14 protein-coding genes and 1 riboswitch are annotated in these 19,514 nt (G+C 73.5%); of the genes, 11 read left to right on the top strand and 3 right to left on the bottom strand.

The annotated features are described in order from the left end of the window. Nucleotides 1-173: 173 nt before the first annotated feature. Nucleotides 174-1,229 carry a CobW family GTP-binding protein gene (locus ACFY7E_RS26520; RefSeq protein WP_389488957.1) on the top strand — a complete coding sequence of 352 codons (1,056 nt, stop codon included), beginning with the start codon at nt 174-176 and terminating at the stop codon, nt 1,227-1,229. Nucleotides 1,230-1,260: 31 nt separating this feature from the next. On the opposite strand, the gene ACFY7E_RS26525 is transcribed toward ACFY7E_RS26520, so the two are convergent. Next, nucleotides 1,261-3,720, bottom strand: a complete 2,460-nt coding sequence (locus tag ACFY7E_RS26525; protein WP_389488959.1) for a DNA topoisomerase (ATP-hydrolyzing) subunit A — start codon at nt 3,718-3,720, stop codon at nt 1,261-1,263. Between the two features lie 181 nt (nt 3,721-3,901). Between ACFY7E_RS26525 and ACFY7E_RS26530 the strand changes: the two genes are divergently transcribed. The 4 genes from ACFY7E_RS26530 to ACFY7E_RS26545 all read left to right on the top strand — a co-directional run bounded on the left by ACFY7E_RS26530 (nt 3,902) and on the right by ACFY7E_RS26545 (nt 8,829). Beyond that, a complete protein-coding gene (locus ACFY7E_RS26530) occupies nt 3,902-5,248 on the top strand; it encodes a M16 family metallopeptidase (protein WP_389488961.1) in 1,347 nt (448 codons plus the stop codon). A 26-nt stretch (nt 5,249-5,274) separates the two neighbouring features. After that, nucleotides 5,275-6,642: a M16 family metallopeptidase gene (locus ACFY7E_RS26535; protein ID WP_389489015.1), complete on the top strand. Its 1,368-nt coding sequence runs from the start codon at nt 5,275-5,277 to the stop codon at nt 6,640-6,642. A 277-nt stretch (nt 6,643-6,919) separates the two neighbouring features. Beyond that, a riboswitch (cyclic di-AMP (ydaO/yuaA leader) is annotated at nt 6,920-7,083 on the top strand. A gap of 12 nt (nt 7,084-7,095) precedes the next feature. Beyond that, nucleotides 7,096-7,866 carry a M23 family metallopeptidase gene (locus ACFY7E_RS26540; RefSeq protein WP_389488963.1) on the top strand — a complete coding sequence of 257 codons (771 nt, stop codon included), beginning with the start codon at nt 7,096-7,098 and terminating at the stop codon, nt 7,864-7,866. A 279-nt stretch (nt 7,867-8,145) separates the two neighbouring features. Further along, nucleotides 8,146-8,829, top strand: coding sequence for a GntR family transcriptional regulator (locus tag ACFY7E_RS26545; RefSeq protein WP_389488966.1), 684 nt, complete (start codon nt 8,146-8,148; stop codon nt 8,827-8,829). Between the two features lie 166 nt (nt 8,830-8,995). Here the strand turns inward: ACFY7E_RS26545 and ACFY7E_RS26550 are convergent, their stop codons facing one another. Then, on the bottom strand, nt 8,996-9,277 hold the full coding sequence (locus ACFY7E_RS26550; RefSeq protein ID WP_030222698.1) for an HPr family phosphocarrier protein: 282 nt from the start codon (nt 9,275-9,277) through the stop codon (nt 8,996-8,998). A 174-nt stretch (nt 9,278-9,451) separates the two neighbouring features. On the opposite strand from ACFY7E_RS26550, the gene ACFY7E_RS26555 reads away from it, so the two are divergent. The 4 genes from ACFY7E_RS26555 (at nt 9,452) to ACFY7E_RS26570 (ending at nt 15,144) form a co-directional block, all read left to right on the top strand. Next, the gene (locus ACFY7E_RS26555; protein ID WP_389488968.1) at nt 9,452-12,487 is read left to right on the top strand and encodes a GNAT family N-acetyltransferase; all 3,036 of its coding nucleotides are present in this window, start codon (nt 9,452-9,454) and stop codon (nt 12,485-12,487) included. Between the two features lie 155 nt (nt 12,488-12,642). Continuing rightward, nucleotides 12,643-13,239, top strand: coding sequence for a DUF5998 family protein (locus ACFY7E_RS26560; protein WP_383444101.1), 597 nt, complete (start codon nt 12,643-12,645; stop codon nt 13,237-13,239). After that, nucleotides 13,239-14,444, top strand: a complete 1,206-nt coding sequence (locus ACFY7E_RS26565) for an alkaline phosphatase family protein (protein ID WP_389488972.1) — start codon at nt 13,239-13,241, stop codon at nt 14,442-14,444. Before ACFY7E_RS26560 ends, ACFY7E_RS26565 begins: the two co-directional genes overlap by 1 nt. 49 nt (nt 14,445-14,493) lie before the next feature. Beyond that, a complete protein-coding gene (locus tag ACFY7E_RS26570; protein ID WP_389488974.1) occupies nt 14,494-15,144 on the top strand; it encodes a thymidine kinase in 651 nt (216 codons plus the stop codon). A gap of 61 nt (nt 15,145-15,205) precedes the next feature. On the opposite strand, the gene ACFY7E_RS26575 is transcribed toward ACFY7E_RS26570, so the two are convergent. Next, nucleotides 15,206-15,874 (bottom strand): TetR/AcrR family transcriptional regulator, encoded by a 669-nt coding sequence (locus tag ACFY7E_RS26575; RefSeq protein WP_389488977.1) that lies wholly within the window; start codon nt 15,872-15,874, stop codon nt 15,206-15,208. Between the two features lie 174 nt (nt 15,875-16,048). On the opposite strand from ACFY7E_RS26575, the gene ACFY7E_RS26580 reads away from it, so the two are divergent. Together ACFY7E_RS26580 and ACFY7E_RS26585 are read left to right on the top strand one after the other, a co-directional pair. Further along, on the top strand, nt 16,049-16,666 hold the full coding sequence (locus ACFY7E_RS26580; protein WP_389488980.1) for an isochorismatase family protein: 618 nt from the start codon (nt 16,049-16,051) through the stop codon (nt 16,664-16,666). Between the two features lie 169 nt (nt 16,667-16,835). Next, nucleotides 16,836-19,400 carry a YfhO family protein gene (locus ACFY7E_RS26585; RefSeq protein ID WP_389488982.1) on the top strand — a complete coding sequence of 855 codons (2,565 nt, stop codon included), beginning with the start codon at nt 16,836-16,838 and terminating at the stop codon, nt 19,398-19,400. Nucleotides 19,401-19,514 lie beyond the last annotated feature (114 nt).

The following is a 19,514-nucleotide window of genomic DNA, read 5'->3' on the forward strand; positions in this document are numbered from 1 at the left end:
CCGGCACCGGAAACGAGCGGCGGGCGGGGGCGGGAAGGCGTGCGGTGCCGGAGCGGGGGTAGAGCCCGGGGGACCGAAGCCCGCCGTGGGGCCGCGGCCCGCCTATCCTGGGCCTTTCCCGCGGAGCGGCACGCCGCGGGGACCACGACCGAGCACGACCGGAGGCACGTTCCTTGACCACGCAGCAGATCCCCGTCGTCGTCCTGGCAGGGTTCCTCGGGGCCGGGAAGACCACGCTCCTCAACCATCTGCTGCGCAGTGCCCGGGGCACCCGCATCGGGGTCATGGTCAACGACTTCGGCGACATCGGCATCGACGCGATGACCGTCGCCGGCCAGGTCGGCTCCACCGTCTCCCTCGGCAACGGCTGCCTGTGCTGCGCCGTCGACGCCAGTGAACTCGACGAGTACCTGGAGGTCCTGACCCGGCCCGAGTCCCGGCTCGACGTGATCGTGATCGAGGCGAGCGGACTCGCGGAGCCGCAGGAACTGGTCCGCATGGTGCTCGCCAGCGAGAACGAGCGGATCGTGTACGGAGGGCTCGTCCAGGTCGTCGACGCGGCGGAGTTCGGGGCCACCCGGCAGCGGCACCCCGGGACCGACCGGCACCTGGCCGTCGCCGACCTCGTGGTCGTCAACAAGGCCGACCGGGTCTCCGCCGACGAGCTGCGGAGCGTACGGGAGACGGTGGCGGGCCTCGCCGGGCGCGCCGCCGTGATCGAGGCCTCCCACGGCCGCGTCGACCCGGAACTGCTCTTCGACCGGGTCGTGCCGGACGGCGAGATCGAGGGCCAGATGTCGATCGAGGACGTCCTGTACGGCTCCGACGACGACGCCGAGCACGTGCACGCGTCCTACGAGACCGTCTCGCTGACGGCCGCGACGCCGCTCCACCCGCGCCGTCTGATGGCGTTCCTCGACTCCCGCCCCGAGGGGCTCTACCGGATCAAGGGCTTCGTCGACCTCGGCACCGCCGACCCGGCCAACCGCTACACCGTGCACGCCGTCGGACGCTTCCTGCGCTTCTACCCCGAACCCTGGCCCGCCGGCGAGGAGCGCCTCACCCGGCTCGTCCTGATCGGCTCCGGCGTCGACGCGGCCGGCCTGCGCGAGGAACTCGCCGCCTGCGAGCTGAACGGCCCGCGGGACGTCCCCGACGAGCCCAGCATGTGGGGCGTCCTGCGATACGTGCCGCAGACGGAACGGGAGCCGGAGGAGACCCTGTTCTAAGGTCTCCTCCGGCTCCCGGCCCCGACGCGTCCTAGCCGACCGGACCCGCCAGCACGTCCACCGGCTTCGGCAGGGGCGTGCCCGAGCCGTCGCGGCGGGGGTCGATCTCCGGGAGGCCCACCGGGGTGCCGTTCTTCTGGGCGGCGCGGACCGGGGTGGCGCCCGCCCAGGCCAGGATCAGGACGTCCTCGCCCTTCAGGAAGCGCTGGCAGCGGACGCCGCCGGTCGCGCGGCCCTTGCGCGGGTACTGGTCGAAGGGCGTCAGCTTCGCCGAGGTACCGGTGGAAGCGTCCAGGGCGCCCGTGGAGCCCGCGACCGTGAAGACCACCGCGTCCGACGCCGGGTCGACCGCCGTGAACGAGAGGACCTCGGCGCCCGCGGCCAGCTTGACGCCCGCCATGCCGCCCGCGGGCCGGCCCTGGGGCCGCACCTGGGAGGCCGGGTAGCGCAGCAGCTGGGCGTCGGAGGTGATGAAGACCAGGTCCTCCTCGCCCGTCCGCAGCTCGGTCGCGCCGACGATCCGGTCACCGTCCTTGAGGGTGATGACCTCCAGCTCCTCCTTGTTCGCCGGATAGTCCGGCACCACCCGCTTCACCACGCCCTGGAGCGTGCCGAGGGCGAGACCCTGCGAGGCCTCCTCGAGGGTCGTCAGGCAGACCACCGTCTCTTCCGCCTCCAGGGAGAGGAACTCCGACAGCGGCGCGCCGCCCGCCAGGTTCGGGGCGGACGCGGTGTCCGGCAGCTGCGGCAGGTCGATCACCGCGATCCGCAGCAGCCGGCCGGCCGAGGTCACCGCGCCGACGTCGCCGCGCTGGGTGGCGGCCACCGCCGACAGGATCACGTCGTGCTTGACCCGCTTCGCGTCCGGGTCGGCGGGCGGCAGCTGCTCCGTCGCCGTACGCGCCAGCAGACCGGTCGAGGACAGCAGGACCCGGCACGGGTCGTCCGCGACCTGGAGGGACGTGGCCGCGACGGGCGTGCCGGCCGATTCGAGCAGGACGGTCCGGCGGTCCGTGGCGAACTTCTTGGCGACCGCGGCCAGCTCCGCCGAGACCAGCTTGCGCAGCTCCGCGTCGGAGTCCAGGATCCCGGTCAGCTCGTCGATCTCGCCGTTGAGGCGGTCGCGCTCGCCCTCCAGCTCGATCCGGTCGAACTTGGTGAGGCGGCGCAGCGGGGTGTCCAGGATGTACTGCGTCTGGATCTCGCTCAGGGAGAAGCGCTCCATCAGGCGCTCCTTGGCCTGCGCGGAGTTCTCGCTCTCCCGGATGAGACGGATGACCTCGTCGATGTCGAGCAGCGCCACGAGCAGGCCCTCGACCAGGTGGAGCCGGTCGCGCTTCTTGGTGCGGCGGAACTCGGAGCGGCGGCGGACCACCTCGAAGCGGTGGTCGAGGTAGACCTCCAGGAGCTCCTTGAGGCCGAGGGTGAGCGGCTGCCCGTCGACGAGCGCCACGTTGTTGATGCCGAAGGACTCCTCCATCGGCGTCAGCTTGTAGAGCTGCTCCAGGACGGCCTCGGGCACGAAGCCGTTCTTGATCTCGATGACCAGGCGCAGGCCGTGGCTGCGGTCGGTGAGGTCCTTGACGTCCGCGATGCCCTGGAGCTTCTTGGAACCGACCAGGTCCTTGATCTTGGAGATGACCTTCTCGGGGCCGACCGTGAACGGCAGCTCGGTCACGACGATGCCCTTGCGGCGCGCCGTGACGGTCTCCACGGTCGCGGTGGCGCGGATCTTGAAGGAGCCGCGCCCCGACGCGTACGCGTCCTTGATGCCGGAGAGGCCGACGATCCGGCCGCCGGTCGGCAGGTCCGGGCCGGGCACGAAGCGCATCAGCGTCTCGAGGTCGGCGTTCGGATGCCGGATCAGGTGGCGGGCGGCCGCGACGACCTCGCCGAGGTTGTGCGGGGGCATGTTGGTCGCCATGCCGACCGCGATGCCGGACGCGCCGTTGACCAGCAGGTTCGGGTAGGCGGCGGGCAGCGCGGCCGGCTCCTGCTCCTGGCCGTCGTAGTTCGGCGCGAAGTCGACCGTGTCCTCTTCGATGGACTCGGTCATGAGCAGCGCGGCCGGGGCCATCCGCGACTCGGTGTACCGCATGGCGGCCGGCGGGTCGTCGTTGCCGAGGGAGCCGAAGTTGCCGTGGCCGTCGACGAGCGGGAGGCGCATGGAGAAGGGCTGCGCCATGCGGACCATCGCGTCGTAGATCGACGCGTCGCCGTGCGGGTGCAGCTTGCCCATCACCTCGCCGACGACCCGGGCGCACTTCACGAAGCCGCGGTCGGGACGCAGCCCCATCTCGTTCATCTGGTAGACGATGCGGCGCTGGACGGGCTTCATCCCGTCGCGGGCGTCCGGGAGCGCGCGCGAGTAGATCACCGAGTACGCGTACTCGAGGAAGGAGCCCTGCATCTCGTCGACGACGTCGATGTCGAGGATCCTCTCCTCGTACGCGTCGTCCGGCGGCGGTGTCTTCGTGCTGCGGCGGGCCATCGCGGCTGCGGCTCCTTCACCAACAAGGTTGATCTGACGCGGACCATTGTGGACCGTGCCACCGACAACGCCGACCGCGACCCGGAAGAGGGACATCTCGCGGGGACGGGAACTTCGCCAGGTGTCGGCGCGCTTGCATACAGTGGCAGGACTTTTTCACATCGCCATCGAAGGGACGTACATGCCCATGGGTCACACGGCCACGGCCGAGGCCGGCTCCGGCGGCCTCACAGCGACCGAGCACCGGTTGGCGAACGGCCTGCGCGTGGTGCTCTCCGAGGACCACCTGACCCCGGTCGCGGCGGTCTGCCTCTGGTACGACGTCGGCTCGCGCCACGAGGTCGCGGGCCGCACGGGGCTCGCCCACCTCTTCGAGCACCTGATGTTCCAGGGCTCGAAGCAGGTCCACGGCAACGGCCACTTCGAGCTGGTGCAGGGCGCGGGCGGCTCGCTGAACGGCACGACGAGCTTCGAGCGCACCAACTACTTCGAGACCATGCCCACCCACCAGCTGGAGCTCGCGCTCTGGCTGGAGGCGGACCGCATGGGCTCGTTGCTCGCCGCCCTGGACGACGAGTCCATGGAGAACCAGCGGGACGTCGTCAAGAACGAGCGCCGCCAGCGCTACGACAACGTGCCGTACGGCACGGCCTTCGAGAAGCTGACCGCGCTCGCCTACCCGGAGGGCCACCCCTACCACCACACGCCCATCGGCTCCATGGCCGACCTGGACGCGGCCACCCTGGAGGACGCGCGGAACTTCTTCCGCACGTACTACGCCCCGAACAACGCGGTGCTGTCCGTCGTCGGCGACATCGACCCGGAGCAGACCCTCGCCTGGATCGAGAAGTACTTCGGGTCCATCCCGTCCCACGACGGCAAGCCGGCCCCGCGCGACGGCTCGCTGCCCGACGTCATCGGCGAGCAGCTGCGCGAGGTCGTCGAGGAGGAGGTCCCGGCGCGCGCCCTGATGGCCGCCTACCGGCTGCCGCACGACGGCACGCGCGAGTGCGACGCCGCCGACCTGGCCCTGACGGTCCTGGGCGGCGGGGAGTCCTCCCGGCTGCACAACCGCCTGGTCCGCCGGGACCGCACGGCCGTCGCCGCCGGTTTCGGGCTGCTGAGGCTCGCCGGGGCGCCCTCGCTCGGCTGGCTGGACGTCAAGACGTCCGGCGGCGTCGAGGTCCCGGAGATCGAGGCGGCCGTCGACGAGGAGCTCGCCCGGTTCGCCGCGGAGGGTCCCACCCCGGAGGAGATGGAGCGCGCGCAGGCCCAGCTGGAGCGCGAGTGGCTGGACCGGCTCGGCACCGTCGCGGGCCGCGCCGACGAACTGTGCCGGTTCGCCGTGCTGTTCGGCGACCCGCAGCTCGCCCTCACCGCCGTCGACCGCGTCCTCGACATCACCGCCGACGAGGTGCGGGAGGCCGCCGCGGCCCGGCTGCGCCCGGACAACCGCGCGGTCCTGGTCTACGAGCCGGTGGCCACCGAACAGAGCGACAGTGACGAGGAAGAGGGGGCGGACCGGTGACCGACACTGCCGCGTCTTTGACGAGCATGGAGTTCCACCCGCAGCCGACGCCGGGCACCGCCCGCCCCTGGGCCTTCCCGGCCCCGGACCGCGGCACCCTGGAGAACGGTCTGACCGTCCTCACCGGCCACCGCCCCGGCCAGCAGGTCGTCGCCGTGGAGCTCTTCCTGCCGGCCCCGCTGGACGCCGAGCCCGCCGGCCTCGACGGCGTGGCCACCATCATGGCCCGCGCCCTCTCCGAGGGCACCGGCCAGCACGGCGCCGAGGAGTTCGCGGCCGAGCTGGAGCGCTGCGGCGCCACCCTCGACGCACACGCCGACCACCCCGGCGTACGGGTCTCCCTGGAGGTCCCGGTCTCCCGGCTGCCCAAGGCGCTCGGGCTGCTCGCGGAGGCCCTGATCGCCCCGGCGTTCCTGGACACCGAGGTCGAGCGCCTGGTGCGCAACCGCCTCGACGAGATCCCGCACGAGACGGCCAATCCGGCCCGGCGCGCCGCCAAGCAGCTCTCCAAGGAGCTGTTCCCGGCCGACTCCCGGATGTCCCGGCCGCGCCAGGGCACCGAGGAGACCGTCGCGGCGATCGACGCCGCCGCGGTCCGCGCCTTCTACGAGGCGCACGTGCGGCCCGCCACGGCCACCGCCGTGGTCGTCGGCGACCTGACCGGCGTCGACCTGGAGAAGGTCCTCGCGGAGACGCTGGGCGCCTGGACCGGCGAGCCCGGCGAGGCGCTGCCGATGCCGCCGATCACCGCCGACGACACCGGCCGGGTCGTCGTCGTGGACCGCCCCGGCGCCGTCCAGACCCAGCTGCTCATCGGCCGGATCGGTCCCGACCGGCACGCCCGCGCCTGGCCGGCCCAGGTCCTCGGCACGTACTGCCTCGGCGGGACCCTGACCTCGCGTCTGGACCGGGTCCTGCGCGAGGAGAAGGGCTACACGTACGGCGTGCGGGCCTTCGGACAGGTGCTCCGCTCGGACGCCGAGGGGAACGGCGCCGCGATGCTCGCGATCAGCGGCTCCGTCGACACCCCCAACACGGGCCCGGCCCTGGACGACCTGTGGAAGGTGCTGCGGACCCTGGCCGCCGAGGGGCTGACGGACGCCGAGCGGGAGACGGCCGTGCAGAACCTGGTGGGGGTGGCGCCGCTCAAGTACGAGACCGCCGCCTCCGTCGCCGGGACGCTCGCCGACCAGGTGGAGCAGCACCTCCCGGACGACTTCCAGGCCCAGTTGTACGCGCGCCTGGCCGAGACCGGCACCGTCGAGGCGACCGCGGCCGTGGTCAGCGCCTTCCCGGTGGACCGGCTCGTCACGGTCCTGGTGGGCGACGCGGCGCAGATCGCGGAGCCGGTGCGGGCGCTCGGCATCGGTGAAGTGACCGTCGTCACCGGCTGATTGGACCCGGTCCGGCCCGGCTCGACCGGACGGCCCGGCCGGACGACCGGCCGACCGGACGGAGGACCCCGACATGACGCATCGTCGGGGTCCTCCGTCCGTCGGCGTGAGAGCCGCACCGGAGACGCCCCACTGAATTGTCCGTATTGGCGGTAAGAGTGATCATCTGGCCTGTGGCATGCCTTACAAAAGGTCATGTTCGGTTGGTGATCGACTGGCGGTCCGCATAGCGTCGGTGCGGCTGTCCGCCAGTTGCACCCGCCGCATCCGCGGCACCGGGCAGTCATCGCCGAGTCCCCGTCAGGCGCGAGCCTGGGGAGCCGGGGACCCACACAGTCCCTGGGGTGAATCGGACGCCTTCGTTCCGTACGGAGGGGCCCGTAGGAGACCTTCCTGCTCCGAACCCGTCAGCTAACCCGGTAGGCGAGAAGGAAGGAAAGGAACAACGTCTTCATGGCGTTCACCCGTGCCACCGGGAAGCATCGTGGTCCGAGCCGGATGGCGCGCCGCGGCGCGGGCATCGCGGGCGTGGCGACGCTCGCCACCACCGGCGTCATCGGAACCCTGGCCTCCCCGGCGCTCGCCGCCGACACGGACAACCGCTCCCCCGAGGACACCGGCCTCACCCAGGTGATCACGGAGGACTCCCTCGTCGACCGGCTCAACGCCCAGGCCGACGCCCAGGACCGGGAGGCCTTCGAGGCCGTCGCCCAGCAGAAGGCCGAGGCCGAGGCGAAGCGCAAGGCCGAGGCCCGCGCCAAGGAGATCCGCGAGGAGCGGGCCCGCGCCGCCCGCGAGGCCGAGCGCCGCCGCCTGAACTCCTTCCAGCTCCCCGTCGTCGGCTCCTACGTGTCCACCGGCTACCAGACCGGCGGCTCGCTCTGGTCCTCCGGCAGCCACTCCGGCGTCGACTTCCACGCCGCCTACGGCAGCCAGGTCGTCTCCGTCGGCTCCGGCACCGTTGTCGAGGCCGGCTGGGGCGGCGCGTACGGCAACAACATCGTCATCCGGATGCACGACGGCACGTACACCCAGTACGGTCACCTCTCCTCCATCGGGGTGTACGTCGGCCAGACCGTCGAGCCGGGCCAGCAGATCGGCATCTCGGGCTCGACCGGCAACTCGACCGGGCCGCACCTCCACTTCGAGGCGCGCACGAGCGCCGAGTACGGCTCCGACATCGACCCGGTCTCCTACCTCCGCTCCCGCGGCGTCACCGTCTGACCCGCGTCACCGTCCGGTCCGCCCCCGACGTTTGCGCACCCTTCCTGACGCCCGCACACCCCTGACGTCCGCGCCCCCCCGACCACCGGGGGTCTCCGCGTCGCAAAAGCCCCGGCTCGTACTGAGCCGGGGCTTTTCTTCGGCACGCCGTCCGTCAAGAGGCGGCCATGGATTCCATGGGGGCATCGGAAATTCCGCCGTGCTGCAATAGAGTCGCGGATCAGGCGCAGAACAGGCGCCGCTCGAATTGTCTCGCGCGGACCAAGGCGGAGGTCGGACATGCGCATTCCCGCGCATTCGGTATGCACGGCGATCCGGGACGACATCGTCTCCGGCGTCTTCGAGCGGGGCAGCCGGCTGACCGAGGAGCAGCTCGCCCGCCGGTACGGGGTCTCCCGCGTCCCGGTCCGCGAGGCGCTGCGCACCCTGGAGTCCGAGGGCTTCGTCCTCACCCGCCGCCACGCGGGCGCGCACGTCGCCGAGCCCACCGAGCAGGAGGCGGCCGACCTGCTCGACATGCGGGCGCTGCTCGAACCGCTGGGAGCCGCGCGGGCCGCGCAGCGCCGCACCGACGCCCACCTCAAGGTGCTGCGCGGCCTGGTCAGGCTGGGGCAGGAGCGGGCCAGGCGCGGCCGGGGCGAGGACCTGCGCTCGCTCGGCGGCTGGTTCCACGAGACGCTCGCGCAGGCCTCCGGCAGCCCGCCGCTGACGGCGCTGCTCACCCAGCTGCGGCACAAGATCGCCTGGATGTACGCCGTCGAACAGCCCGAGCGGCCGGTGGAGGCCTGGGCCGAGCACGGCGCGATCGTGGACGCCGTGGCACGCGGGGACGCCGAGCGGGCGAGGGCCCTCACCGCGCTGCACGCGGAGCGATCGGTGTCGCTGCACCGGCTCAAGAGGCCGGAGCACGGGCGTGTGAGGGTTTCGCAACACGTCGTCAACACGACGAGTGCCCGGAATTAACACGCGCACCGTATACAAAGAAGAGGAATTCCACGGGGCTTTTCGTGCTGCCTGGAAACGGGACGCCGGGGAATGGGAAAGAGAGCCGGGGGGCGGGAAAGAGAAAGGCCGTGCCCGCCGGAATTCCGGCGGGCACGGCCTTTCGAAGTGTGGGAACCGCGCGGGGTCAGACGGTCTCGGGAAGCTCGTCCAGGCCCTCGGCGACCAGCTTCGCCAGACGGTCCAGGGCGGCCTCGGCGCCCTCGGCGTCCGACGCGAGCACGATCTCCTCGCCGCCCTGCGCGCCCAGGCCGAGCACCGCGAGCATGGAGGCGGCGTTCACGGGGGTGCCGTCGGACTTGGCGATCGTCACCGGAACGCCGGAAGCCGTGGCGGCACGGACGAAGATGGACGCGGGGCGGGCGTGCAGGCCCTCGGCCCAGCCGACGTTGACGCGGCGCTCAGCCATGGTGTTGCCCTTCAAGTCTCAAGCGGGTTGTCTAGACCAGTCTCTCACGGGATGCGAGGTGCTCACACCGACCTCCGGCCCGGACCGGACCGCCTCTCGGCTCTCCCACCTTGCAACGCGCACCCGCACCGCGCGACCGGTGCCCCGGCCGTGTCGCGGCCGTAGGCTGACCCCATGCAGAGCGCGTCGGAGCAGTCGGAAGCGGCGGAACCGCAGACCACGCCGGCACGGCCGGCCCCACCGGAGCACGCCTACCCCGACCACTGGGAGGCGGACGTGGTGCTCCGCGACGGCGGCACCGCGCGCATCCGCCCCATCACCGCCGACGACGCCGACCGGCTCGTCAGCTTCTACGAGCAGGTCTCGGACGAGTCGAAGTACTACCGCTTCTTCGCCCCCTATCCGCGCCTCTCCGCCAAGGACGTGCACCGCTTCACCCACCACGACTTCGTGAACCGGGTGGGGCTCGCGGCGACCGTCGGGGGCGAGTTCATCGCCACCGTCCGCTACGACCGCATCGACGACCGCGGACTGCCCGCCTCCGCCCCGGCCGACGAGGCCGAGGTCGCCTTCCTCGTCCAGGACGCGCACCAGGGGCGGGGCGTCGCCTCCGCCCTGCTCGAACACATCGCGGCGGTGGCCCGCGAACGGGGCATCCGGCGCTTCGCCGCCGAGGTACTCCCCGCCAACACCAAGATGATCAAGGTCTTCACCGACGCGGGCTACACCCAGAAGCGCAGCTTCGAGGACGGCTCCGTACGGCTCCACCTCGATCTCGAACCCACCGACCGGTCCCTCGCCGTCCAGCGCGCCCGCGAGCAGCGCGCCGAGGCCCGCTCGGTACAGCGGCTGCTCACCCCCGCCTCCGTCGCCGTGGTCGGCGCCGGCCGCACACCCGGCGGCGTCGGCCGGACCGTCCTGCGCAACCTCCTCGGAGCGGGCTTCACCGGACGCGTGTACGCGGTGAACGCGGCGCTCCCCGAAACCGGCGCCGACGGCGGTCCGGCCGAACTCGACGGGGTCCCCGCGTACCGCTCCGTCGGCGCCGTCGGCGAACCCGTGGACCTGGCGATCGTCGCCGTCCCCGCCGAACGGGTGCCGGAGGCCGTGGCGGACTGCGGCGAACACGGCGTGCGGGGCCTCGTCGTGCTCTCCGCCGGATACGCCGAGAGCGGTCCCGACGGACGCGAGCGACAGCGCCGGCTGGTACGGCAGGCCCGCTCGTACGGCATGCGGATCATCGGGCCCAACGCCTTCGGCATCATCAACACCGCCGACGACGTGCGGCTCAACGCCTCGCTCGCGCCGCAGACGCCGGCCGCCGGGCGGATCGGGCTCTTCACCCAGTCCGGCGCGATCGGGATCGCCCTCCTCGCCGGACTGCACCGGCGGGGCGCCGGGCTCTCCTCCTTCATCTCGGCCGGCAACCGCGCCGACGTCTCCGGCAACGACTTCCTCCAGCACTGGTACGACGACCCCGGCACCGACGTCGTCCTCCTCTACCTGGAGTCGATCGGCAACCCGCGGAAGTTCACCCGGCTCGCCCGCCGCACCGCCGCCGTCAAGCCGGTCGTCGTCGTCAAGGGCGCCCGGCACAGCGGCAGCGCCCCGCCCGGCCACCGGGTGCCCGTCACCCGCGTCCCGCACGCCACGGTCTCCGCGCTGCTCCGGCAGGCCGGGGTGATCCGCGTCGACACCGTCACCGAGCTCGTGGACGCCGGACTGCTCCTCGCCGCCCAGCCGCTGCCCGCCGGGCCCCGGGTCGCGATCCTCGGCAACTCCGAGTCGCTCGGTCTCCTCACGTACGACGCCTGCCTCACCGAGGGACTGCGCCCGCTGCGGCCCCTCGACCTGACGACCGCGGCGGACCCGGCGGACTTCCGGGACGCGCTGGCGGCGGCCCTCGCGGACGAGACGTCCGACGCGGTCGTCGTGACCGCGATCCCGTGGGTCGGCGAGGACGGCGCCACCGAGTCCGGCGACGGCGAGGTCCTCGCGGCCGCCCTCCGCGAGGCCGTCGCCTCCGTCCCCGCCCCGACGAAGCCGGTCGTCGTCGTCCACGTCGAGATGGGCGGCCTCGCGGAGGCCCTGGCGGTGGCGACGAGCACGAGGCCGTCGCCGGCGGGGCGGGGGAGCGGGACGGGTACGGGTACGAGTACGGGTGTGGGCACGGGCGCGGGTGCGCGTACGGGAGTCCGGCCGGACGCGGGAGCCCCGGCGGAGGAGAACCGTTTCACCGGACCCGCCGGACCCGCCGCATCCGAACCCGCACCCGTCACCGCACCCGCACCATCCACCCCGGCACAGGACCCCACCCCGGCACAGGACCCCACCCCAATCACCATCCCCGCCTACCCCGCCGCCGAGCGGGCCGTGCGGGCGCTCGCCGAGGCCGTGCGGTACGGGCAGTGGCGGCGGCAGGCGGCCGAGCCCGGGCGGGTGCCCGAGTACGAGGACATCGACGAGGCGGGTGCCGCCGCCCTGATCCGGCAGGTGCTCGGCGGCGCGGAGGCGGACGCGCGGGGCGTCACCCTCGGCACCGACCAGGCCGGGGAGTTGCTCGCCCGGTACGGGATCACCGCCCTGCCCACCCTGCCCGCGCCCACGCCCGACGCCGCCGTCGCGGCCGCCGCCCGGCTCGGCTACCCCGTCGCCCTCAAGACGACCGCGCCGCACCTGCGCCACCGCCCCGATCTCGGCGGGGTCCGGCTCGACCTGGCCACCGAGGAACAGCTCCGCACGGCCTACGCCGAGCTGACCGAGGTCCTCGGCAAGCCCGAGGAGCTCCAGCCGGTCGTCCAGGCCATGGTGCCCCGGGGCGTCGACACCGTCGTCCGCTCCGCCATCGACCCGGCCGTCGGCGCCGTCCTCTCCTTCGGCCTCTCGGGCGCGGCCTCCGAGCTCCTCGGCGACACGGCCCACCGGCTGGTCCCGGCCACCGACCGGGATGTCGCGGAACTCGTCCGCTCCCTCCGCACCACCCCGCTCCTCTTCGGCTGGCGCGGCTCCGCCCCCGTCGACACCCCGGCCCTGGAGGAGCTCCTCCTCCGGGTCTCCCGGCTCGTCGACGACCACCCCGAGGTGGTCGCCGTCTCCCTGGAGCCGGTGGTGGTGGCACCCCGGGGCCTCTCCGTCCTCGGCGCGACCGTCCGTCTGGCCCCGCCCCCGCCCCGCACGGACCTCGGCCCGCGCAGCCTGCCGAACTACTGAGCGCGACCACCGGACACGACCACCGGGCCCGACCGCCGGACGGGGCGGGGACGGGCGCGGAGGGAGTCGGATGTCACAGCCCCGGCGCTTCCGAACGGCCCCGCCGTCCCCGCAACCGGCCGAGCCGTCCTTACCCGGGGCTTAGGATGGAGTCCATGGCGAAGACCGGTACGACGACCCAGGGGCTGCGCGCGGCGATCGAGCGCAGCGGCTACTACCCGGCCCTCGTGGCCGAGGCGGTGGAGGCCGCCGTCGGCGGCGAGGCCGTCGCGTCGTACGTGGTGCACCAGGAGACCACCTTCGACGCGAACGAGGTCCGCCGCCACGTCACCGTCCTCGTCCTGACGCCGAACCGCTTCATCGTCAGCCACACCGACGAGCAGGCCGCCGACACCAGCTCCCCGAGCCCGTACGCCACGACCTCCACCGAGTCCGTGAAGCTCGACCGGATCTCGTCGGTCGTCGTCAGCCGCGTGGTCGCCAACCCCGAGTCGTACACGCCGGGCACCCTGCCCCGCGAGGTGGTCCTCACCATCGGCTGGGGCGCCGTCTCCCGCATCGACCTGGAGCCCGCCGCCTGCGGCGACGCCAACTGCGACGCCGACCACGGCTACACGGGCAACGCCACCGCCGACGACCTCAGCCTGCGGGTGAGCGAGGCCGGGGACGGCCCGGACACCGTCCGGCAGACCCTCGCCTTCGCGCAGGCGCTCTCCGAAGCCACCGCGGCCACCGCCGCCGCCACCCGCTGATGGCGCAGTCCGCCGCCGTGTCCCACGGCTGGCCCGACGACCCGGTCCCGCTCGCTCCGGAGACCGCTCCGGTGCCCGAGTACGGCACCGGCTCCCTCGGCGACCTGCTCCCCACGCTCGTCGCGGGCCAGGAGGTGCCCGGGTTCGCACCCCGGATCGCCGAACTCGCCCCGGCCGACCGGAACTGCGTCTTCCTGATCGACGGGCTCGGCTGGGAGCAGATCAAGGAGCACCCGGACGAGGCGCCCTACCTGACCTCGCTCCTCGGCTCCTCGCGGGGCGGCACGGGCCGCCCGGTCACCGCCGGGTTCCCCGCCACCACCGCGACCTCGCTCGCCTCCGTCGGCACCGGCCGGTACCCCGGCACCCACGGGCTGCCCGGCTACACCGTGCGCAACCCCGACACCGGCGAGCTGATGAACCAGCTGCGCTGGAAGCCGTGGACCGCGCCGCGCGCCTGGCAGCCGTACCCCACCGTCTTCGGGCTCGCCCACGAGGCCGGGGTCCACACCGCCCAGGTGTCCTCCCCGACCTTCGAGCGGACCCCGCTCACCCAGATCGCGCTCAGCGGCGGAACGTTCCACGGGCGGCTCTCCGGCGAGGAGCGCATGGACTTCGCCGCCGAGCAGCTCGCCGCCGGCGACCGCTCGCTGGTCTACACGTACTACAGCGAACTCGACGGCGCCGGGCACCGCTTCGGCGTCGACTCCGACGCCTGGCGCGGCCAGCTGATGTTCGTCGACCGGCTCGTGCGGCGGCTCGCCGAGCAACTGCCGCCCCGCTCGGCCCTGTACGTCACGGCCGACCACGGCATGGTCGACATCCCCTTCGACGAGCAGCACCGCATCGACTTCGACGAGGACTGGGAGCTGCGCGCCGGCGTCGCCCTCCTCGGCGGCGAGGGACGGGCCCGCCACGTCTACGCCGTGCCCGGCGCCGAGGCGGACGTCCTCACCTGCTGGCGCGAGGTCGTCGGCGAGCAGTTCTGGGTCGCGAGCCGTGACGAGGCGATCTCCCTGGGCTGGTTCGGGGACGAGATCGACGAGCGCGTGTACGGGAGGATCGGGGACGTCGTCGCGGCGGCCCACGACGACGTGGCCATCACGGCCTCGGTCAACGAGCCCCACGAGTCCGCGATGACCGGCATGCACGGGTCCATGACCCCCGCCGAGCAGCTCGTCCCGCTGCTCGAAGCGCGCTCCTGACCCTCCTCCCTCCCACGTCCTCCCCGCCCCGAAAGGTCCCCGCCCCGTCATGCCCGAGCTGGTCTTCTTCTCCGGAACCATGGACTGCGGGAAGAGCACCCTGGCGCTCCAGATCGCCCACAACCGCGACGCGCGCGGCCTCCAGGGCGTGATCTTCACACGTGACGACCGCGCGGGCGAGGGCAAGCTGTCCTCCCGGCTCGGGCTGGTGACGGAGGCGGTCGAGGCGCCGCGGGACATGGACGTGTACGCGTACCTCGTCGGCCAGCTCTCCCAGGGCGGCAAGGCCGACTACGTGATCGTGGACGAGGCGCAGTTCCTCGCCCCCGAGCAGATCGACCAGCTCGCCCGCATCGTCGACGACCTGGGCCTCGACGTCTTCGCCTTCGGCATCACCACGGACTTCCGCACGAAGCTCTTCCCCGGCTCGCAGCGGCTGATCGAGCTGGCGGACCGCATAGAACAGCTCCAGGTCGAGGCCCTGTGCTGGTGCGGCGCCCGGGCCACCCACAACGCCCGTACGGTGGGCGGGGAGATGGTCGTCGAGGGCGAGCAGGTCGTGGTCGGCGACGTGAACCGCCCGGCGGAGGAGATCGGTTACGAGGTCCTCTGCCGCCGTCACCACCGCAAGCGGACGACCGCGGCCTCGGCCCACGCCGGCGCCCTCTCCCCGGACGTCCTGCCGGTCAACCACGCCTGACCCCGCCCGGCGGGCCCGTCCGCCGGCCTCCCCACGGCGACGAGCGCCGCCCGCTGACGGTTCATTCCGTCGGAAGCGCCGTCAACCCGTCGAGCACCGCGCCGTTCACGGGCGCCGTCCCCGTCAGGGTGCCGAGCAAGGCCCGGGTGAGGGCGGTCGCGGTGGCGATGCGGGTGTCCTCCCGTTCGTCGCCGGTGACGCGGTCGATCACGGCGTCCCGTACGGACCGCGAGACGTCGGGCTCCCCGAAGAGGTCGGGGAAGGAGAGCGCCATCATGCACACGCCCACGTTGGCGGAGAGGATCGACTGTCCCGCCAGCTCGGGGGGCATGCGCAGGCGTCCGGCGTCGCGGCAGCGCTCCACGGCCTTCAGGAGGATCGCCTGCGCCTCCTTGACGGCCTGGGGCTTGGCGTCGCCCGTCGGTGTGAACATCAGCCGGTAGAGGTGCGGGTTGCCCAGCGCGAACGCGACGTGGCTGTCCCAGGCCGTGCGCAGGTCCGCCACCGGGTCGTCGGTGAGCGGATTCCGCCGCTTCTCGGCGAGGAAGCGCGCGAAGCCGAGGTCGGCCACCGCCGTGAGCAGCCCCTGCTTGTCGCCGAACTGGCGGTAGATCTCGGGCATGCCGACCTTCGCCCGGTCGCAGATGGCCCGGGTCGAGATCGCCAGCGCGTCCTTGGTGGCGAGCAGTTCCCCGGTGGCTTCCAGGATGCGTTCTCGGGCCGTCGACATGCCCCCACGGTAGCAGCGCTAACAGTGCGGACCTGGGCCGATCCATGGTCGGGGGAGTGTCTCCGTAGCGGCGTACGCGGATCTGTAATCATCGATTACAAGATGTGTTAGCGTTGAAAACGTTCGCGGGGCGGCCTCCGCCGGAGCCGCCCCGCTCGACCGAAAGGAACCGCCATGACCGCGTCCACCACCCTGCGCGAGATGACCGGCCTCCCCCAGGAGCCGCCGCGTCTGAGCGAATCGGTCCTGATCATGATCGACTTCCAGAACACCTACCGCACCGGCGTCATGCGGCTCGACGGGGCCGAGGAGGCCGTGGCCGCCGGCGCCCGGCTGCTCGCCGCCGCCCGTGCCGCCGGCACCCCGGTCGTCCACGTCGTCAACGACGGCGGCGAGGGCACCCCGTACGACATCCGGGCCGAGATCGGCTCCATCAGCGACGAGGTCGCCCCGGTGGCGGGCGAGAAGGTGGTCGTCAAGCGGTTCCCCGACGCCTTCCACGGCACGGACCTGGAGGAGACCCTGAAGGACCTCGGCGCCGGACGCGACCTCGTCCTCGCCGGGTTCATGACGCACATGTGCGTCATGTTCACCGCCCAGGGCGCCTTCCACCTCGGCCACCGCCCGACCGTCGTCGCCGAGGCCACCGCGACCCGCCCCCTGCCGGCGCCGGACGGCACCGTCCTGCCGGCGGACGCGCTGGCGGCCGCGAGCCTGACGACGGTCTCCGACCTGTTCGGCACGGTGGTCCGGACGGTCGACGACATCGTGGCCCCGGCACCGGTCGCCTGATCCGGATCGGAGACCGGAGGGCGTACGGCACCGGGAGTTCACCCGGGGTGTGCCCGGAGATCTCCCGCCGATCGGTTGCGGGTCGTCCGCCTCGGCGGTAATGGCGTCCTGCCCGTGCGTGACGACCCCGCCTCCGGGCGTCCCGCGCCGTACGACCCCTGGAGGATGCGTGCCCCCCGCCACCGACACCGTGCTCGACGAGGTCGCGGGCGAGGAGGACACGGGCCCCGGCCCCCGGGCCGGGGCCCCGGCCCGGGGGGCGCGGGCCGCGGGCGCCGCCGGCCTGCTCACCGCCGTCCTCTTCTGCCTCGCCACCGCGCTCTCCCGCGGCCACCCCTTCGGGCCGGTGACCAGGAACGTCGTCGACCTGGGCCAGCAGTACCTGCCGTACCACGCCTACTGGCGCGCCTTCCTCCGCGGGGAGACGCACGGCGACGCCTTCCTCAACTGGAACTCGGGCTTCGGCTCCAACTTCCTCGGCGACATCGGCACGTACCTGAGCAGCCCCGTCGACCTGCTCGTCGTCTTCTTCCCGGCCGACCGGATCGAACTCGCGCTGTACGTCGTCACCGCCGTCAAGATCACCGCCGCCGGCGCCGCCACGGCCCTGCTGCTCCTGCGACTGCGTCCCGGGCCCTGGCCGGTCGCCGCCGTGCTCGGCACCGCGTACGCCCTCTCGGGCTGGACCTTCAACTTCGGCTCCACCGTCCCGATGTGGCTCGACGGACTCGCCGCCTTCCCGCTGCTCTGCCTGGTCGGCGAGTGGGCCCGCACCGCCCGCCGCCCCGTCCTCGGACCGCTCGTCGTCGCCCTCGCCTGGACCGCCAACTTCTACACCGCGTACATGGCGACCCTCGGCGCGGCCGTCGTCCTCGTCGTCCGGCTGCTCACCGCCGACGAGACCGCCACCGCCCGGCAGCGCCTCGCCGGGGCGCTGCGCGCCGCCCGGGGCGTCCTCGTCGGCGTCGGACTCGCCGCGCCGCTCGTCGCGGTCGTCTTCCTCGGCACGAAGACCGCCGACCCCACCCCGGAGGTCACCTTCACGCCCGCGGCCTGGACGGACGTCCTCGCCCGGTTCCTGCCCGCCATCGCGGGCGCGTCCAGCCCCGCCCTCTTCATCGGCACGCCCGCCCTCCTCCTCGCCCTGACGCTGCCCTTCAACCGGGCCGTCCCCCCGCGCGTCCGGACCGCCCTGACGGCCGCCGTCGTCCTGGTGACGCTCTCCCTCCAGTGGGAGCCCACCCATCTGCTCTGGCACGCGGGCGCCTCGCCCAACGGCGTCCCGTACCGCCAGGCCTTCGTCCTGTGCGGCCTGCTGCTGATCGCGGCCTGGTTCTCGGTCGCCGGGGGAGCGCCCCGGCCGGCCGCGCTCCTCGCGGGCGGCGCCCTGCTCGACGGCCTCGCGTGGGCGGCCCGGGGGAGCGCCGACGTCGACCGGTGGACCTTTCCCGCGTTCGGCACGGCCGCGCTCCTGGCGTCGGCCGCCGCCCTCCTCGCCCTGACGGCCTCCAGGGCCGGCGGCCGTACCCCCGCCCCTACGGCTTCCGCGACCGGCTGCCCTCTCCCCGCCCGCCTCCTGCCCCTCCTCGCCCTCGTCCTCCTCGTCGCCGCCCAGGCGGGCGAGGCGGTCGTCACCGGGAAGCGGATCGAGGAGCGGCAGCGCGCCGAGGTCGCCTGGTCGCCCCGGATCGGCCCCTGGCACGAGGCCGTGGCGCGCGAGACGGCCCGCGCGGACGCCTGGCCCCGCCGTCGCACCGAGCCCGGAGAGGTCCCCGGCGGCAACGACGTCCTGCTCGTCGGCGGACAGGGCGCCGACTACTACAGCAGCCTCACCTCCGAGGTCACCTCCCGGACCCTCGTCTCCCTCGGCTTCGGCGCCTACGCCAAGGGCCGGCACCCGGTCACCCTCGACAACCCCGTGACCGACGCCCTCTTCTCCGTCGGCACCCGGGTGCGCTCGCACCCCGTGGAGCCGGTACGACAGGACGCGCCGCCCCGCGCCACGGTCACCGTCGCCACCACCCCCGTGCCGCCCCTGGTCACCGTCCGCCCGTCGCCGCGACCGCCCGGCCCCGCCGGGGACTCCGCCTTCGCCCGGCAGGAAAGCCTGCTCGGCGCCTCCGTGTACGAACTGCCCGCGCCCCGCCGCGGCGGACGGACCCTCACGGCCCGCTGCCCGGCCGGCTCCGACGTCTGGTTCTGGGCGCCCGAGTACCGGGGCACGGCGGCCCTCGCGGGGGAGGAGCCGGTGGACTTCGACGGCAGGCCGCCGGCCGTCACCGCCCCCATGGGCGTCCTCGGCACCGTGCCGGACTCCGGCGAGGTACGGATCGCCCTCGCCCCCGAGCGCGGGGTGCGGCTGCCCCGGGAACCGGTCGGCTGCCTGGTCCGCGCCCGGCTCGACGCCGCCGTGGACCGGCTCACCGCCACCGGCGCCACCCGGGTCCGTACCACCGGACACACCGTCACCGCCGAACTCCCGCCGGGCAGTACGGGCATCGCCGTCCTCGCCGTGCCCCGCATCCCCGGCTGGAGGTGCGCCGCCGGAGACGCGGACCTCCGCCCCCCGCGCGCGTACGGGGGCCTCGTCGCCGTCCCCCTCGACGGACGGGCGGACACGGTCCACTGCTCCTTCCGGCCGCCGGGCCTCCGACCGGGCGGTGCCGTCGGCGCGGCCGCGCTCCTCGCGCTCGTGGCGACGGGGGTCCTGCACCGCCGGCGGGCCCGTGGGTGACGGGCCGTCCCGGATTTCCGGAGAGGACGGGAAGAGTTCACCCGGCGTGCACGCGAGGCTCGTTCGGCCGGAAAAACGGAGCGTTACCGTACCCGCCGTAAACGGCGTCCATAG

It is taken from the genome of Streptomyces sp. NPDC012825 (assembly GCF_042900925.1).
In the GTDB taxonomy this organism is placed as follows: Bacteria; Actinomycetota; Actinomycetes; order Streptomycetales; family Streptomycetaceae; genus Streptomyces.

Excerpts from the sequence above, each read along its gene's own strand:
- ACFY7E_RS26540 (WP_389488963.1), top strand. The coding sequence starts at position 7,096 with ATGGCGTTCACCCGTGCCACCGGGAAGCATCGTGGTCCGAGCCGGATG.
- ACFY7E_RS26560 (WP_383444101.1), top strand. The coding sequence starts at position 12,643 with ATGGCGAAGACCGGTACGACGACCCAGGGGCTGCGCGCGGCGATCGAG.
- ACFY7E_RS26545 (WP_389488966.1), top strand. The coding sequence starts at position 8,146 with ATGCGCATTCCCGCGCATTCGGTATGCACGGCGATCCGGGACGACATC.
- ACFY7E_RS26530 (WP_389488961.1), top strand. The coding sequence starts at position 3,902 with ATGCCCATGGGTCACACGGCCACGGCCGAGGCCGGCTCCGGCGGCCTC.
- ACFY7E_RS26570 (WP_389488974.1), top strand. The coding sequence starts at position 14,494 with ATGCCCGAGCTGGTCTTCTTCTCCGGAACCATGGACTGCGGGAAGAGC.
- ACFY7E_RS26555 (WP_389488968.1), top strand. The coding sequence starts at position 9,452 with ATGCAGAGCGCGTCGGAGCAGTCGGAAGCGGCGGAACCGCAGACCACG.
- ACFY7E_RS26565 (WP_389488972.1), top strand. The coding sequence starts at position 13,239 with ATGGCGCAGTCCGCCGCCGTGTCCCACGGCTGGCCCGACGACCCGGTC.
- ACFY7E_RS26580 (WP_389488980.1), top strand. The coding sequence starts at position 16,049 with ATGACCGCGTCCACCACCCTGCGCGAGATGACCGGCCTCCCCCAGGAG.
- ACFY7E_RS26535 (WP_389489015.1), top strand. The coding sequence starts at position 5,275 with ATGGAGTTCCACCCGCAGCCGACGCCGGGCACCGCCCGCCCCTGGGCC.
- ACFY7E_RS26575 (WP_389488977.1), bottom strand. The coding sequence starts at position 15,874 with ATGTCGACGGCCCGAGAACGCATCCTGGAAGCCACCGGGGAACTGCTC.
- ACFY7E_RS26525 (WP_389488959.1), bottom strand. The coding sequence starts at position 3,720 with ATGGCCCGCCGCAGCACGAAGACACCGCCGCCGGACGACGCGTACGAG.
- ACFY7E_RS26550 (WP_030222698.1), bottom strand. The coding sequence starts at position 9,277 with ATGGCTGAGCGCCGCGTCAACGTCGGCTGGGCCGAGGGCCTGCACGCC.